Origin of the sequence: Leclercia sp., assembly GCF_036780805.1 — a bacterium.
GTDB lineage: Bacteria > Pseudomonadota > Gammaproteobacteria > Enterobacterales > Enterobacteriaceae > Enterobacter.
In genome coordinates, this window is the sequence record NZ_DAIQCE010000001.1 from 1,719,985 (window position 1) to 1,734,799 (window position 14,815).

Below are 14,815 nucleotides of genomic sequence, written 5' to 3' on the forward strand. Positions count from 1 at the left end.
GCTTTCAAATTTGGCGGAAGCGTAGAGATTCGAACTCTAGAACCCTTTCGGGTCGCCGGTTTTCAAGACCGGTGCCTTCAACCGCTCGGCCACGCTTCCTAAGTGAGGCGAACTATAAACATCTCAGTGTGCGCTGTAAAGTATGAGCACAATCGTTCGCCTGAAAAATAGTCAAAATGCGTTTAATCGGTTGAATAGACGACACTCTGACCATTTTATCAGCACAAAATCTTACCGCCGGTCCTTAGTGCTTTTTGATGTACATCTCTTTGGTGAAATAGTACCCCAGCTTATCCGGCGTAAAGCCCCCAACCCACGGCTTCACCAGGTGGGTACGCACGTAGTGATAGACCGGGATCGCCGGTACATCACGGGCCAGCAGATCTTCGGCCTGCTGGTAGAAGGTGCCGCGCTCGGCGGTGGTCTTCGCTTTTGCGGCATTGACCAGCGCTTCGTCATAGGCCGGATTGCTGTACTGGCTGGTGTTCTCGCTGTCGCCGGTACGGAAGTTATTCAGGAAGGTGGCCGCATCGTCGTAATCAGCGATCCAGGCGTAGCGCACCGCGTCAAAGTTGTGGGTGTGCATGGTGTCCAGCATCGTTTTCCACTCCTGGTTTTGCAGCTTCGCCTCCACGCCGAGGTTTTTCTTCCACATTGAGCTGGCGGCGATGGCAATCCGCTGGTGCGACTCCGAGGTGTTATACAGCAGCTTAAAGCTCAGCGGATGGCTGTCGTTATAGCCCGCCTCGTTCAGCAGCTTCTTCGCTTCGGTAATGCGTTTTTCCAGCGGCCAGCTGGCGTACTCCGGGTTGTGCAGTTTGACGCCGCCGATATCCGGCTGGCTGATGACCCATGCCGGACGCTGCCCCTGCCCTAACACCTTCCCGGCGATAACGTCTTTATCCAACGCCAGGTTCAGCGCCTGACGCACGCGCGGGTCGTTAAACGGCGGACGGGTAGTGTTGAATTCGTAGTAGTAGGTCGCCAGCTGCGGGGAGACATCCAGCTCGCTGCCCAGCGTTTTTTTCAGCTGGGCGAACTGGTTGATCGGCACGGTGTAGACAATGTCAATTTCGCCGGCCTTGTAGCGGTTGACCTCGGCGGCTTCGGAGGTGATCGGCAGGTAGGTCACTTTGTTGATCACCGTATGGGCATTGTCCCAGTAGCGCGGGTTACGCTCGGCGATGATCCGCTCGTTGACCACCCACTGGCTAAGGGTATAGGCCCCGCTGCTGACAAAGTGCTCCGGCTTGGTCCACTTATCGCCATAGCGACCAATCAACACTTTATCGACCGGCACCAGCGACGGGTGCGCCAGCATGGCAAGGAAGGCCGCGTTAGGCTGGGTCAGCGTCACTTCAAGAGTGGTATCGTTCAACGCTTTGACTCCCAGGGTGTCGGGCGTTTTTTTACCCTGAGCGATGTCCGAAGCATTCACCAGATGCATGTTGCCGAGGTAGCTGGCGTAAGGCGAAGCGGTTTTCGCATCCACCAGCCGTTGCCAGCTCCAGACCACGTCCTGAGCGGTGATAGCGGTGCCGTCGCTCCAGGTAATACCCGGACGGAGATGGAACGTCCAGACGGTGTTGTCTTTGTTCTCCCATTTTTCGGCCAGCCGCGGCTGGATCGTCCCGTCCGGCGAGACGCTGACCAACCCGTCGAACAAATCGCTGATAATATTGAATTCGACGTCGCTTTCGACTTTATGCGGATCGAGCGATGCCGGTTCATTGCCATTATTCCTGACCAGTTCCTGCTTCTCTGCCAGCTCTGTTCCTGCCGGTACGCTGGCGGCAAAGGCCGTTGCGCTTGCGCAAAGGATGCCTGCCGTCAGCAAAGAGAGTGTAAATGGAGCGCGTGATGATGGTTTCATGTCCTTCGCCTTATCGTTTAGTTTTGACGATGCAAAATAACTCTTAGCGTTGCGTCGGGAATAAGGCAATATATTTCAGTGACCTATAAGAGCTTGATCTGATTAACCCTGACAAACCGCGGTTCGTTCTGCTAGTGGTGCGTTATGGAACATATCATGCTGGCTCTGACCCTAAGACGCTGAGTAAAGATGGGTAAAACCACTTTGTAACCGGCGCGTCGTTTTCTATTCTTGCCGTCAATTACATCTGTCATAAGAGAGTGACTCATGGATCGTATAATTACTTCTTCGCGCGACCGCACATCGCTGCTCAGCACCCACAAGGTGCTGCGTAATACCTACTTTATGCTCAGCCTGACGCTGGCCTTCTCCGCGCTGACGGCAACCGCCAGCACCGTGCTGATGCTGCCGTCTCCGGGGCTGATCCTGACCCTGGTCGGCATGTACGGTCTGATGTTCCTGACCTACAAGACCGCTGACAAGCCGGTAGGTATTTTGTCCGCGTTCGCTTTCACCGGTTTCCTGGGCTACATCCTGGGGCCAATGCTGAATACCTATCTGTCTGCCGGTATGGGCGATCTGATCGGCATGGCGCTGGGTGGTACGGCGCTGGTGTTCTTCTGCTGTTCCGCCTACGTGCTGACCACCCGCAAAGACATGTCTTTCCTCGGCGGTATGCTGATGGCGGGCATCGTGGTGGTGCTGGTGGGTATGGTGGCGAACATCTTCCTGCAGTTGCCGGCTCTGCACCTGGCCATCAGCGCAGTGTTCATCCTGATCTCCTCCGGGGCGATCCTGATGGAGACCAGTAACATCATTCATGGCGGCGAAACTAACTACATTCGCGCCACCGTGAGCCTGTATGTGTCGCTGTACAACATCTTTGTCAGCCTGCTGAGCATCCTGGGCTTCGCCAGCCGCGATTAACCGACAGTGCTGTATAAAAAGCCCCGCTTATGCGGGGCTTTCTTTTTTGGTAAACTGCCGCGGTTTTCGATAAACCTGTGATGATTATGCTGAACTTTGAAGGTAAAGAGATTGAGACCGATAGCGAAGGCTATCTGAAAGAGACCAGCCAGTGGAGCGAAGGCCTGGCGGCTGTCATTGCCGAAAAAGAGTCTATCGCCCTGACGCCGGAGCACTGGGAAGTGGTGCGTTTCGTGCGTGATTTCTATCTGGAATTTAACACCTCCCCCGCCATCCGCATGCTGGTAAAAGCGATGGCCAATAAGTATGGCGAGGAGAAAGGTAACAGCCGCTATCTGTATCGTCTGTTCCCGAAAGGCCCGGCAAAACAGGCGACCAAGATCGCCGGTCTGCCTAAGCCTGTGAAGTGCATTTAATAGCGAATACCGAAATTGACGTATTCCCGGTCGGGTTGATGCGGTTCTGTCAGCACCTTTTCAACGCGGGCGATGCGCGGCCCGCCCGCCTTAAGCCAGGCAAGCAGTTTGTCGACCTGTTCCGCTTCGCCGCATGCCACTACCTCAACGCTTCCGTCATCCATATTGCGCGCGTACCCGGTTACCCCCAGATCTGTGGCTTCACGCTGCGTACTGTAACGAAAACCCACCCCCTGAACCGTGCCGTGAACCCACGCGATGGTGCAGACTTTTGCCATGATATCTCCCCTTATCCATGCCAGGCCCTGAACCACAAGAATAGCAAATTATGGCCGGGCGATTAGCGTAACGTTTTAGGTAAGCACCCGTAATGCTGGCGGAAACACCACTGTAAAACCCACCGCGAAGGGGTATTGTGCCGGAGCGATTTTAATTTGTTCCGCAACGCTCAATAGTGTCCGCAGATGATTGCCCCTGGCCATCTGTGCTACTCTACGCGCCATTTCCATGGAATCGACAGAATAGCAAATTATGAGTGTACGTTTAGTGTTAGCCAAAGGGCGCGATAAATCCTTGTTGCGCCGCCATCCCTGGGTCTTCTCCGGCGCGGTTGCGCGTATGGAAGGCAAAGCCAACCTCGGTGAAACTATCGATATCGTTGATCATCAGGGGAAATGGTTAGCGCGCGGCGCATACTCGCCAGCGTCGCAAATTCGTGCCCGCGTCTGGACGTTTGATAAAGATGAAACCATCGACATCGCGTTCTTCGTTCGTCGTTTGCAGCAGGCGCAGCAGTGGCGCGACTGGTTGGCAAAACGCGACGGGCTGGACAGCTATCGTCTGATCGCCGGCGAATCCGACGGCCTGCCGGGCGTGACCATCGACCGTTTCGGTAACTTCCTGGTGCTGCAGCTGTTAAGCGCGGGGGCTGAATATCAGCGCGCGGCGTTAATCAGCGCCCTGCAGGCGCAGTATCCTGAATGCGCCATTTACGATCGCAGCGACGTTGCGGTGCGTAAAAAAGAGGGAATGGAGCTGACCCAGGGCCCGGTCACCGGTGAGCTGCCGCCAGCCCTGCTGCCTATCGAAGAGCACGGCATGAAACTGCTGGTGGATATTCAGGGCGGCCATAAAACCGGTTACTACCTCGATCAACGTGACAGCCGTCTGGCGACCCGCCAGTACGTAGCTGATAAACGCGTGCTGAACTGCTTCTCCTACACCGGCGGTTTTGCGGTCTCGGCCCTGATGGGCGGCTGCAGCCAGGTTGTCAGCGTCGATACGTCGCAGGAAGCGCTGGACGTAGCGAAGCAAAACGTTGAGCTGAACAAGCTGGATCTCAGTAAAGCCGAATTTGTGCGCGACGATGTCTTTAAGCTGCTGCGCAAATACCGCGACCAGGGCGAGAAGTTTGACGTAATCGTGATGGATCCGCCGAAATTTGTGGAAAACAAAAACCAGCTGATGGGTGCCTGCCGTGGGTATAAAGACATCAACATGCTGGCGATCCAGCTGCTTAACCCGGGCGGCGTGCTGCTGACCTTCTCCTGTTCCGGCCTGATGACCACCGAATTATTCCAGAAAATTATTGCGGATGCCGCTGTAGATGCTGGCCGTGATGTACAATTTATAGAGCAGTTCCGTCAGGCGGCCGATCATCCGGTGATCGCGACCTACCCGGAAGGGCTGTATCTGAAAGGATTTGCCTGTCGCATCATGTAACTTGAAAAGTGGAATGTTGCCCTCACCTATAGAGTAAGTAACGTTTCCCGGGAGGTGACTATGATTGCCAGCAAATTCGGTATCGGCCAGCAGGTCCGCCACTCCCTGTTAGGATACCTGGGCGTGGTCGTGGATATCGACCCGGAATATTCTCTCGATGAACCGTCAGCCGATGAGCTGGCGGTGAACGCAGAACTCCGCGCCGCCCCCTGGTACCACGTGGTAATGGAAGACGACGAAGGCCAGGCCGTGCATACCTATCTTGCCGAAGCTCAGCTCAGTGGCGAGCAGCAGGATGAACACCCTGAACAGCCTTCCATGGATGAACTGGCGCAAACGATCCGCAGACAGTTACAGGCCCCGCGCCTGCGCAACTAAAGATAAACCCGGTAGCCAGCGGCTGACCGGGTTTTTTATTACTTCGCCATCCCCAGGCGTGGGATCTCAATCGCCGGGCAGCGGTCCATCACCACATTCATGCCCGCATCACGCGCCAGCACCGCCGCCTGTTCATTAATCACCCCGAGCTGTAACCACAGGGTTTTCGCCCCAACCGCAATGGCTTCCTGCGCCACGCCCCATGCGGCTTCTGAATTGCGGAATACATCCACCATATCGATTTTTTCCGGTACCTCTGCCAGGGTGCCGTACCCCTGCTGGCCTAACAGCGTTTTGCCTGCCACTTTTGGCGATACCGGGATCACGTGATAGCCCTGATCGAGCAGATATTTCATGACCCGATAACTTGGGCGATCGGGTTTGTCGCTCGCACCCACCAGCGCAATCGTTCGGGTGGTGGAAAGGATCTCAGCAATATCGTTCTGTTTCATGAACTTCCTCCTGGCGTGTTCAACATCAATATCAATGCAGTGTGAGCAACCTGCCATCCCATACGTCTGCATGAGGGCAAATCGCCAGATCATGTCTATATGTTAGTAAATATGATTTAAGAAAAATTTTGATACATTATTCGCGATGCGCGTCTTTTAAGAGGGCTTTTTATGAAAACCGGCATTGCCTGGAGTCTGTTTGCGCTGCTCATGCCGGTTTGCGTTTTTGCCACAACGCTGCGGCTCTCTACGGACATCGACCTGCTGGTGCTGGACGGCAAAAAAGTCTCCAGTTCCCTGCTGCGCGGGGCGGACAGCATCGAGCTGGATAACGGCCCGCATCAGATTGTTTTTCGGGTAGAGAGGACCATTCGCCTCGGCAATCATGAAGAACGGGTCTATATCTCCCCTCCTCTGGTCGCCAGCTTTAACACCCAACGCATCAGTCAGGTTAATTTTAGCCTTCCCCGGCTGGAAACAGAAAAAGAGTCGCAACTTTTTGATCGTTCACCGCATATTGAATTGCTGGACGGCGATGCGACGCCTATTCCGGTTAAGCTGGATATTCTGGCAATCACCGATTCGCCAACCGGCGTAAATTACGAGTACGATACCGAGCGTTATAACAAAGCGGGCCAGAGCGCCTCGATACCGCAGTTCTCCACCACCATGGCCGATGACAGCACCCTGTTATCCGGCGTGTCCGAGCTGGATATGCCGCCGCCGCAGTCGCAGAATCTGACCGAGCAGCGGCTTAAATACTGGTTTGCCCAGGCCGATCCCGAAACCCGCAGCCGTTTTCTGCAGTGGGCGAAGAAACAACCCTCGTCCTGAGCCGCATTTTTTACCCCTTTCCCTTGCAGCATCAGGTGCTTCCAGTAATCTGTAACCAGTTAACTAACGGATAGAGATTATGGAACTCACAACCCGCACACTGCCGGACCGCAAACATATCGCGCTGGTGGCGCACGATCACTGCAAACAGATGCTGCTCAACTGGGTTCAGCGTCATAAATCCCTGCTGGAAAAACACCAGCTTTCAGCCACCGGGACCACCGGTAATTTGATCCATCGCGAAACCGGGCTTGAGGTCAATGCCTTGCTGAGCGGCCCAATGGGCGGCGACCAGCAGGTAGGCGCACTGATTTCGGAAGGGAAGATTGATGTGCTGATCTTCTTCTGGGATCCCCTGAATGCCGTCCCGCACGATCCGGACGTTAAAGCGCTGCTGCGTCTGGCCACGGTGTGGAACATTCCGGTCGCCACCAACCTGTCGACGGCGGACTTTATCATTGCCTCCCCGCAGTTCAACGACCAGGTAGAGATTTTGATCCCGGATTATCAGCGCTATCTGGCTGAACGTCTGAAATAGTGGCCCTGCCGGGTGGCGGCTTCGCCTTACCCGGCCTACAAATACCACAAACCGCACAACCCGTAGGCCCGCGCAAGCGAAGCGCCGCCGGGCAAATTATCGCTACGGTTTGCGCGCTACCGGCACATCAATCTCTTTCAATATGTCCACAAAACGCGAAGGCTGCTCTTTATTAAACAGCAGCCAGACGCGGTGACGGGCGCGGGTCATCGCCACGTACAACAACCGCCGCTCCTCAGCATCGGGAAAATCTTCCACGGCGGGCAGCAGGGCCTGCTCCATCACCGATTCACGCGCAGGTGCCGGGAAGCCGTCGCTCCCTTCCTGCAACCCCACCACAATCACGTAATCAGCCTGCTGCCCTTTGCTGGCATGAATGGTCATAAAATCGAGCTGCAGTTTCGGCCAGCGGGTCGCGGCTTTCTCAAGGCTGGCGGGCTTCAGGTGGTGATAGCGTGCCAGCACCAGAATGCGCTCCTCCGGCCGGGCGTAACCGCTCAGTTTATCCAGCAGGGCATCGAGCTGATCCTCAGCCAGCAGCGTGACCGCTTTTTTATCCCCGGCCGACAGGCTGTTCAGCGGTTTTGCCAGCTGATGCGGGTTCTGCTGGATAAACCGGTTGGCGATCTCACCGATCCGGTTATTGAAGCGGTAGGTGGTATCGAGATCGCAGCGATCGCCCTCGCCAAAGTAGTGGTGGAACGCCGTGGTCAACGACAGCTGTGCGCCACTGAAGCGGTAGATCGCCTGCCAGTCGTCTCCCACGGCAAACAGAGTGGCGTGCTTATTCTGCGCCCGTAGCGCCGCCAGCAGCGCCGCGCGCTGGGGGGAGATATCCTGAAACTCATCCACCAGGATGTGCTTCCACGGGCTGATAAAGCGGCCCTTTTCGAGAATGACGATCGCCTGATGGATCAACCCGGAAAAATCGACGGCATTCTCTTCTTTGAGAGCGGTCTTCCACGCTTTTAACAGCGGAGCCATGAGCTTCACCCGCTTAGAAAACAGCGCCCGGACCTCCTCAGGCGCGCCCGCAATCATCTCGGCCTGTGCGCCCCCGTGCATCCGCATCAGGCTGACCCAGCGATCGAGCCGGGGAGCCAGTCGACGCGCCAGCTTCTCGTTTTGCCAGAAACTGCCTTCCGGTACGCTCCAGTCAAGCTCCTCTTCCAGCCACTGGCGCCAGCCTTTGGCCTGCGCTTTTTTCTCACTGCACTGCTGTTGCCAGGCCTCGATAAATATCTGTTGCCGCGCCACGGTGTCGTTCTCGAGCTTGCTGACGACCGGCACCTTTTTGCTCCCCTGCTGGATGATATGCAGGGCCAGGGAGTGGAAGGTTCTGGCGGTAATGTCGCGGGTGTGCAGCCGGGCCGCAATCCGCTCATCCATCTCCTGGGCCGCCTTGCGGCCAAACGCCAGGAGTAAAATTTGCTCGGGAGCGGCTTCATTGCGGGTCAGGAGCCAGCCTGCCCGCGCCACCAGCACCGAGGTTTTACCGCTGCCGGCTCCCGCAAGCACCAGCAGCGACTGTTCGCCGTTAACTACCGCACGGGCCTGGGCCGGGTTGAGAGGGGATGACTCAATACCGGCAAAAAAGTCGGCATACTGGCTGAGCATGGCGGTGGTCCATGCCTGGTTGTGCGCCAGTCGGCTCTGGTCAATATCCTCCAGCCATGCCCGGCACTGACGCCAGGCGTCCCGGCAGTTATCAAACTCCTCCAGACGTGAAACCGACAGCGGGAGGGCCTGGATCGCCTGGTTAATTTTTTGCTGCAGGCCCAGCGTTTTCTCCCGCGTCAGCCAGCTGTTTTGCGCGTTGCTGGTGGCAATATCGTTCAGCGCGTTTTGCAGTACCTGCGCCGCCACCTCGCTCATTTCAGCACTCCATTGCTGCCAGAGCGTGTTCAGATGGTGGTGGAAACGCTGGGTCTCCGCCCACTCCGTCCCGTGCAGCCGTACCACTTTCTCTTCGGGCAGGACAAACTCCAGCTCGCCCCAGACCAGACCGCGCTTACAGTGAATGGCCAGCAGTTGATTGAAGGGGATAAGATATTCGTGGCGTTCACCGGAGACTTTCACTCCGGCGTTAAGCAGAACGACTTTGTCGTACGGATGTTGTGCCAGGCGTTTGCCTAACGAAGTTGCTTTCAGTTCCATGTCCAGCCCGATCCACGACGTGAGTAATTGCCTGATAGTTTAACTGCCAGTTTTCAGGTGCTCCAGCGCAAAAAAACGTTACAATCAGCAGGGCTTCAACATTACGGAAAGAATTGAGGTTTTATGCGTACCGTTCTGAATATTTTGAATTTTGTCCTCGGTGGTTTTGCCACCACGCTCGCCTGGCTGCTGGCGACGCTGATCAGCATAGTGCTGATCTTCACCCTGCCGCTGACGCGCTCCTGCTGGGAGATCACCAAACTTTCGCTGGTCCCGTATGGTAATGAAGCGGTTCACGTTGATGAACTGGAGCCTGACAGCAAAAGCACGCTGATGAACACCGGCGGGACGCTGCTCAACATTCTGTGGCTGATCTTCTTTGGCTGGTGGCTGTGTGTCATGCACATTGCAGCGGGGATCGCGCAGTGCATTACGCTTATCGGGATCCCGGTCGGGATCGCCAATTTTAAGATTGCCGCCATTGCCCTGTGGCCTGTCGGACGCCGGGTTGTCCCGGTGGAAGTGGCCCGCGCCGCCCGGGAAGCCAACGCCCGCCGTCGTTTTCCGTAACAAGGATCCCGAGCGCTCATGCTAAGCCCGCTGCTTCGCCGCTACACCCTCAACAGCGCCTGGCTGTATAACGCCAGGATCTTTATTGCCCTGTGCGGCAGCACCGCCCTGCCCTGGTGGCTGGGCGACGTGAAGCTGACCATCCCGCTGACGCTGGGCGTCGTGGCCGGGGCGCTGGCCGATCTGGATGACCGCCTCGCCGGTCGGCTGCGCAACCTGGTTATCACGCTGATCTGCTTTTTTATCGCCTCCGCATCGGTGGAACTGCTCTTCCCGTGGCCGTGGCTGTTCGCCATCGGCCTGATGCTCTCCACCAGCGTCTTTATCCTGCTGGGCGGGCTGGGCCAGCGCTATGCCACCATCGCCTTTGGCGCACTGCTGATTGCTATCTATACCATGTTGGGGGTGTCCCTTTATGACCAGTGGTATCAGCAGCCGGTTCTGCTGTTGCTCGGGGCGGTCTGGTATAACCTGCTTACCCTGTCCGGTCACCTGATCTTCCCCATTCGGCCATTACAGGACAATCTGGCTCGCAGCTATGAGCAGCTGGCGCACTATCTGGAACTCAAGTCCCGGCTCTTTGATCCGGATATTGAAGGTGATGACCAGGCGCCGCTGTACGATCTGGCCCTGGCAAACGGCCAGCTGGTGACCACGCTGAATCAGACTAAAGCCTCGCTGCTTACCCGTTTGCGCGGCGATCGCGGTCAGCGCGGCACCCGCCGCACTCTGCACTATTACTTTGTGGCGCAGGATATTCACGAGCGCGCGAGCTCCTCGCACATTCAGTACGCCGATCTGCGTGAGAAGTTTCGCTATAGCGACGTGATGTTTCGCTTCCAGCGCCTGCTCTCCATGCAGTCGCAGGCCTGCCAGCAGCTGTCGCGTTCCATCCTGCTGCGCACGCCCTATCAGCACGATCCGCATTTTGAGCGCGCCTTCACCCATCTGGATGCGGCGCTCGATCGCGTCCAGGCCAGCGGGACCTCTGCCGAACAGATGAAAGCGCTGGGTTTTCTACTGAACAACCTGCGCGCCATTGATGCCCAGCTCGCCACCATCGAATCCGAGCAGGCGCTGGCTCTGCCCGGTAACGATGTGGAAAATCAGCTTGCCGACGACAGCCTGCACGGTTTCAGCGATATGTGGCTGCGCTTAAGCCGCAACTTTTCACCGGAATCGGCACTGTTCCGCCATGCAGTGAGGATGTCGGTGGTGCTCTGTACCGGCTATGCCTTTATACAGATTACCGGGCTTAACCACGGCTACTGGATTCTGTTGACCAGTCTGTTTGTCTGCCAGCCGAACTACAACGCCACCCGTCACCGGTTGGCGCTGCGTATTATCGGTACCCTGGTTGGGGTCGCCATTGGGCTGCCCATCCTCTACTTCGTCCCCTCGCTGGAAGGCCAGCTGATATTAATTGTGATCACCGGCGTACTGTTTTTTGCGTTTCGCAATGTCCAGTATGCGCACGCCACCATGTTTATTACCCTGCTGGTGCTGCTCTGTTTCAACCTGCTCGGAGAAGGCTTTGAAGTGGCGCTACCGCGCGTCATCGATACCCTGATTGGCTGCGCCATCGCCTGGGCCGCGGTGAGCTTTATCTGGCCGGACTGGCGCTTCCGTAATCTGCCGCGCGTGCTGGATCAGGCGATGAATGCTAACTGCCGGTATCTGGATGCCATCCTCGAGCAGTATCATCAGGGCCGCGATAACCGCCTGACGTATCGCATCGCCCGGCGTGATGCCTATAACCGCGACGCGGAACTGGCGTCGGTGGTCTCGAACATGTCCACGGAGCCGCGGGCGACAGCGGAAACGCGCGAAGTAGCGTTCCGTCTGCTGTGCCTGAACCATACCTTTACCAGCTACATTTCGGCGCTGGGTGCGCACCGCGAGCGGCTAACCAGCCCTACCATCCTGGCGCTGCTGGATGATGCCGTTTGCTATGTGGATGATGCGCTTCATCAACGCCCGGCGGATGAGCCCCGGGTTCAGCAGTCCCTGACCGAACTGGCGCAACGCATTTCGCATATTGAACCGGGTGCCGAGAGCAAAGCGCCGTTGGTGCTGCAGCAAATCGGTCTGCTTATCGCGTTGCTGCCAGAAATTTGTCGTTTACAGCAGCACGTTAATCAACTGCCGGAGTGAGTGCCGCTCTCCACCGGCAGCCTTTTATACCACTCCACCAGCTCCCGGCGTCTGTTCTCCGGGAGCGCCGCTTCATGCAGCCCGACGATCGCCCCTTCCAGAGCAAACAGCACTTTGTAGCTCAGATGCTGGTTCAGCTCTCTGAGCTTTAACCAGCACTGTTCTGCGCCGAGGATGCGCAACGCCTCTTCATTGGTAATACCCGCCTCGTTGAGCAGGATCTCAAGCTGAAAGGTGAGATTGGGCAAATCTTTCAGCCTGTCGCGCTTGTACCGCTCCCGCCGCTCCCGCCGCGCGGCTTCCAGGGCAAATGAGGAGAGCCGCAGGAGCTTGTCCTGATCCTGCCAGAGCGCCTCATCGACACGGTAATAATTCAGCAATACCGGGCGCCCCCGCTTTACCAGCGTTAAGTAAGAGGAGGCGTTTTTGACGCAATATTGCGCGCTCTCTTCGCAGGCGCGCAGGTATAACTCTCCGTCTGACACCATCGCAAAGACCGCGTCATCCACCGCCAGCGTGTATCCGCCAAACAGGGCGCGATGCTCAACATCACCGAGGGATGAAAGGTATTTCGTGGATTGATAGATCCGTTCGTAAGATAACTTTTTCATGATATTTCCCTTTTAAATCATGGAGTAATAGTGAAGTCATGTGTTAACGGATCCGTTAGCCAAAAAATAGGTAACTTATGATCGAACAGCAAGATGATTTTTCAATCCGCCTGTATTACAAACCAAATTTGCGAGGCGCTTTCCGAAAATGAGGTTGATCTTTAGACGTACAGGGGTTACTGTATATCCATACAGTAACTACAGGGCTGGATTGATTATGTACTCTTCAGGCTATGCAAACCGTTCAACAACTTTCTCTTCTTCCGCAGGCAAAAATGCACGGAGCTCCGCTGCGTATATGTCCACCGGGCTGATTAGTGAAGTGCTTTACCGTGAAGACCAGCCCATGATGACGCAGCTGTTATTGCTGCCCCTGTTACAGCAGCTTGGTCAGCAGGATCGCTGGCAGCTGTGGCTGACGCCGCAGCAAAAATTGAGCCGGGAATGGGTGCAATCGGCAGGCTTACCGCTGACCAAAGTGATGCAGGTTAGCCAGATGGATCCCTGCCATACTGTAGAATCGATGGTAAAGGCACTGCGTACCGGGAATTACAGCGTGGTGATTGGCTGGTTTACGGAAGAATTAACCGAAATGGAACAACATCGCCTGGCCGAAGCGGCTGAAGAAGGTAACGCACTGGGCTTTATTATGCGCCCCGTTCGAATGAATGCTCTGGGCAACGGACACCTTTCTGGGCTAAAAATTCACTCGAATTTGTATCATTAAGTAAAAATAAGAGTTTTCCTGGAATTTTTTTTGCACGCGCTCTACGCCATTGGTTCCCTTTCTAAAAGCCGCGACAAGTCTTGTCAGCCGCGGCTTCCTCCAGTTTAGCACGCCCAAATCTTCGCCAGAAATGTTAAATATTGTGTATACAAAACTTTTTTTTTCATATGCCTGACGGAGTTCACACTTGTAAGTTTTCAGGTACGTTGTAGACTTTACATCGCCAGGGGTGCTCGGCCTAAACCGAAGATATCGGTAGCTTTACTCTTTGTCCCCGCCCCCCGGTGAAGGATTTAACCGTGACTCTCATTGAGATTCTCATGGCGATTTTTGGATGATAACGAGGCGCAAAAAATGAAAAAGACAGCTATCGCGATTGCAGTGGCACTGGCAGGTTTCGCTACCGTAGCGCAGGCCGCTCCGAAAGATAATACCTGGTATGCAGGTGGTAAACTGGGCTGGTCTCAGTTCCATGACACTGGCTGGTATAACAGTGCCCTGAACAACGACGGTCCAACTCATGAAAGCCAGCTGGGCGCAGGCGCGTTCGGTGGTTATCAGGTTAACCCGTATGTTGGTTTCGAAATGGGTTACGACTGGCTGGGCCGTATGCCTTACAAAGGCGACACCATTAACGGCGCATTCAAGGCACAGGGCGTTCAGCTGACTGCTAAACTGGGCTACCCAGTAAATGACGCTGTAGACATCTACACCCGTCTGGGCGGCATGGTATGGCGTGCAGACTCCAGCAACAGCATCGCTGGCGACGACCACGACACTGGCGTATCTCCAGTATTCGCAGGTGGCGTTGAGTGGGCAATGACCCGTGACGTTGCTACCCGTCTGGAATACCAGTGGGTTAACAACATCGGCGACGGCAACACCGTTGGTGTTCGTCCAGACAACGGCATGCTGAGCCTGGGTGTTTCTTACCGTTTCGGCCAGCAGGAAGAAGCAGCGCCAATCGTTGCTCCAGCTCCAGCACCAGCTCCAGAAGTACAGACCAAGCACTTCACTCTGAAGTCTGACGTTCTGTTCAACTTCAACAAAGCTACCCTGAAACCAGAAGGTCAGCAGGCACTGGATCAGCTGTACACCCAGCTGAGCAACCTGGATCCTAAAGATGGTTCCGTAGTGGTTCTGGGCTACACCGACCGTATCGGTTCTGACGCTTACAACCAGGGTCTGTCCGAGAAACGTGCTCAGTCTGTTGTTGATTACCTGATCTCTAAAGGTATCCCGGCTAACAAGATCTCCCCACGTGGTATGGGCGAATCTAACCCAGTTACCGGTTCTACCTGTGACAACGTGAAAGCTCGCGCTGCACTGATCGACTGCCTGGCTCCAGATCGTCGCGTAGAGATCGAAGTTAAAGGCATCAAAGACGTTGTAACTCAGCCAGCGGCATAAGTTATCGTCTTATAAAAAAACCCCGCCATGTTGCGGGGTTTTTTAT

The 14,815-nt window shown here is 55.8% G+C and carries 15 protein-coding genes and 1 tRNA gene; 10 read left to right on the plus strand and 6 right to left on the minus strand.

What is annotated here, in order from left to right:
• Positions 1 to 11: 11 nt before the first annotated feature.
• A tRNA-Ser gene (locus V7Q49_RS08200) sits at positions 12 to 99 on the minus strand.
• 145 nt (positions 100 to 244) lie between these two features.
• Complete coding sequence (locus V7Q49_RS08205; RefSeq protein WP_333850226.1) at positions 245 to 1,873, minus strand: ABC transporter substrate-binding protein; 1,629 nt, start codon at positions 1,871 to 1,873, stop codon at positions 245 to 247.
• A gap of 267 nt (positions 1,874 to 2,140) precedes the next feature.
• On the opposite strand from V7Q49_RS08205, the gene yccA reads away from it, so the two are divergent.
• Together yccA and tusE are read left to right on the plus strand one after the other, a co-directional pair.
• On the plus strand, positions 2,141 to 2,800 hold the full coding sequence (gene yccA / locus V7Q49_RS08210) for an FtsH protease modulator YccA (RefSeq protein WP_333850227.1): 660 nt from the start codon (positions 2,141 to 2,143) through the stop codon (positions 2,798 to 2,800).
• 86 nt (positions 2,801 to 2,886) lie between these two features.
• Positions 2,887 to 3,216: a sulfurtransferase TusE gene (tusE, locus tag V7Q49_RS08215; RefSeq protein WP_032617485.1), complete on the plus strand. Its 330-nt coding sequence runs from the start codon at positions 2,887 to 2,889 to the stop codon at positions 3,214 to 3,216.
• Here tusE and yccX read toward each other — a convergent pair.
• Positions 3,213 to 3,494, minus strand: coding sequence for an acylphosphatase (gene yccX, locus V7Q49_RS08220; RefSeq protein ID WP_333850228.1), 282 nt, complete (start codon positions 3,492 to 3,494; stop codon positions 3,213 to 3,215). The genes tusE and yccX overlap by 4 nt on opposite strands.
• 253 nt (positions 3,495 to 3,747) lie before the next feature.
• Here yccX and rlmI point away from each other — a divergent pair, with 253 nt between their 5' ends.
• Together rlmI and hspQ are read left to right on the plus strand one after the other, a co-directional pair.
• The gene (gene rlmI / locus V7Q49_RS08225; RefSeq protein WP_333850229.1) at positions 3,748 to 4,938 is read left to right on the plus strand and encodes a 23S rRNA (cytosine(1962)-C(5))-methyltransferase RlmI; all 1,191 of its coding nucleotides are present in this window, start codon (positions 3,748 to 3,750) and stop codon (positions 4,936 to 4,938) included.
• 60 nt (positions 4,939 to 4,998) lie between these two features.
• Positions 4,999 to 5,316: a heat shock protein HspQ gene (hspQ, locus tag V7Q49_RS08230; RefSeq protein ID WP_032617412.1), complete on the plus strand. Its 318-nt coding sequence runs from the start codon at positions 4,999 to 5,001 to the stop codon at positions 5,314 to 5,316.
• 38 nt (positions 5,317 to 5,354) lie between these two features.
• On the opposite strand, the gene V7Q49_RS08235 is transcribed toward hspQ, so the two are convergent.
• Positions 5,355 to 5,768 carry a CoA-binding protein gene (locus V7Q49_RS08235; protein ID WP_106992629.1) on the minus strand — a complete coding sequence of 138 codons (414 nt, stop codon included), beginning with the start codon at positions 5,766 to 5,768 and terminating at the stop codon, positions 5,355 to 5,357.
• A 171-nt stretch (positions 5,769 to 5,939) separates the two neighbouring features.
• Between V7Q49_RS08235 and csgI the strand changes: the two genes are divergently transcribed.
• Both csgI and mgsA read left to right on the plus strand, forming a co-directional pair.
• Positions 5,940 to 6,602 (plus strand): curli synthesis inhibitor, encoded by a 663-nt coding sequence (gene csgI, locus V7Q49_RS08240; RefSeq protein WP_333850230.1) that lies wholly within the window; start codon positions 5,940 to 5,942, stop codon positions 6,600 to 6,602.
• 79 nt (positions 6,603 to 6,681) lie between these two features.
• Positions 6,682 to 7,140 (plus strand): methylglyoxal synthase, encoded by a 459-nt coding sequence (gene mgsA / locus V7Q49_RS08245; RefSeq protein ID WP_333850231.1) that lies wholly within the window; start codon positions 6,682 to 6,684, stop codon positions 7,138 to 7,140.
• A gap of 102 nt (positions 7,141 to 7,242) precedes the next feature.
• Here mgsA and helD read toward each other — a convergent pair whose 3' ends face one another.
• The gene (gene helD, locus V7Q49_RS08250; RefSeq protein ID WP_333850232.1) at positions 7,243 to 9,297 is read right to left on the minus strand and encodes a DNA helicase IV; all 2,055 of its coding nucleotides are present in this window, start codon (positions 9,295 to 9,297) and stop codon (positions 7,243 to 7,245) included.
• 123 nt (positions 9,298 to 9,420) lie between these two features.
• Here helD and V7Q49_RS08255 point away from each other — a divergent pair, with 123 nt between their 5' ends.
• A complete protein-coding gene (locus tag V7Q49_RS08255; RefSeq protein WP_333850233.1) occupies positions 9,421 to 9,867 on the plus strand; it encodes a YccF domain-containing protein in 447 nt (148 codons plus the stop codon).
• 18 nt (positions 9,868 to 9,885) lie between these two features.
• On the plus strand, positions 9,886 to 12,021 hold the full coding sequence (gene yccS, locus V7Q49_RS08260) for a YccS family putative transporter (RefSeq protein WP_333850234.1): 2,136 nt from the start codon (positions 9,886 to 9,888) through the stop codon (positions 12,019 to 12,021).
• On the opposite strand, the gene V7Q49_RS08265 is transcribed toward yccS, so the two are convergent.
• Positions 12,006 to 12,632: a TfoX/Sxy family DNA transformation protein gene (locus V7Q49_RS08265; RefSeq protein WP_333850235.1), complete on the minus strand. Its 627-nt coding sequence runs from the start codon at positions 12,630 to 12,632 to the stop codon at positions 12,006 to 12,008. The two genes, yccS and V7Q49_RS08265, sit on opposite strands and share 16 nt — an antisense overlap.
• Before the next feature lie 217 nt (positions 12,633 to 12,849).
• Between V7Q49_RS08265 and sulA the strand changes: the two genes are divergently transcribed.
• Positions 12,850 to 13,359, plus strand: a complete 510-nt coding sequence (sulA, locus tag V7Q49_RS08270) for an SOS-induced cell division inhibitor SulA (RefSeq protein ID WP_333850236.1) — start codon at positions 12,850 to 12,852, stop codon at positions 13,357 to 13,359.
• A gap of 354 nt (positions 13,360 to 13,713) precedes the next feature.
• On the plus strand, positions 13,714 to 14,769 hold the full coding sequence (gene ompA / locus V7Q49_RS08275) for a porin OmpA (protein WP_333850237.1): 1,056 nt from the start codon (positions 13,714 to 13,716) through the stop codon (positions 14,767 to 14,769).
• Positions 14,770 to 14,815: the final 46 nt, after the last annotated feature.

Excerpts from the sequence above, each read along its gene's own strand:
- rlmI (WP_333850229.1), top strand. The coding sequence starts at position 3,748 with ATGAGTGTACGTTTAGTGTTAGCCAAAGGGCGCGATAAATCCTTGTTG.
- mgsA (WP_333850231.1), top strand. The coding sequence starts at position 6,682 with ATGGAACTCACAACCCGCACACTGCCGGACCGCAAACATATCGCGCTG.
- tusE (WP_032617485.1), top strand. The coding sequence starts at position 2,887 with ATGCTGAACTTTGAAGGTAAAGAGATTGAGACCGATAGCGAAGGCTAT.
- sulA (WP_333850236.1), top strand. The coding sequence starts at position 12,850 with ATGTACTCTTCAGGCTATGCAAACCGTTCAACAACTTTCTCTTCTTCC.
- hspQ (WP_032617412.1), top strand. The coding sequence starts at position 4,999 with ATGATTGCCAGCAAATTCGGTATCGGCCAGCAGGTCCGCCACTCCCTG.
- ompA (WP_333850237.1), top strand. The coding sequence starts at position 13,714 with ATGAAAAAGACAGCTATCGCGATTGCAGTGGCACTGGCAGGTTTCGCT.
- yccA (WP_333850227.1), top strand. The coding sequence starts at position 2,141 with ATGGATCGTATAATTACTTCTTCGCGCGACCGCACATCGCTGCTCAGC.
- V7Q49_RS08205 (WP_333850226.1), bottom strand. The coding sequence starts at position 1,873 with ATGAAACCATCATCACGCGCTCCATTTACACTCTCTTTGCTGACGGCA.
- helD (WP_333850232.1), bottom strand. The coding sequence starts at position 9,297 with ATGGAACTGAAAGCAACTTCGTTAGGCAAACGCCTGGCACAACATCCG.
- yccS (WP_333850234.1), top strand. The coding sequence starts at position 9,886 with ATGCTAAGCCCGCTGCTTCGCCGCTACACCCTCAACAGCGCCTGGCTG.
- V7Q49_RS08265 (WP_333850235.1), bottom strand. The coding sequence starts at position 12,632 with ATGAAAAAGTTATCTTACGAACGGATCTATCAATCCACGAAATACCTT.
- V7Q49_RS08255 (WP_333850233.1), top strand. The coding sequence starts at position 9,421 with ATGCGTACCGTTCTGAATATTTTGAATTTTGTCCTCGGTGGTTTTGCC.
- csgI (WP_333850230.1), top strand. The coding sequence starts at position 5,940 with ATGAAAACCGGCATTGCCTGGAGTCTGTTTGCGCTGCTCATGCCGGTT.
- V7Q49_RS08235 (WP_106992629.1), bottom strand. The coding sequence starts at position 5,768 with ATGAAACAGAACGATATTGCTGAGATCCTTTCCACCACCCGAACGATT.
- yccX (WP_333850228.1), bottom strand. The coding sequence starts at position 3,494 with ATGGCAAAAGTCTGCACCATCGCGTGGGTTCACGGCACGGTTCAGGGG.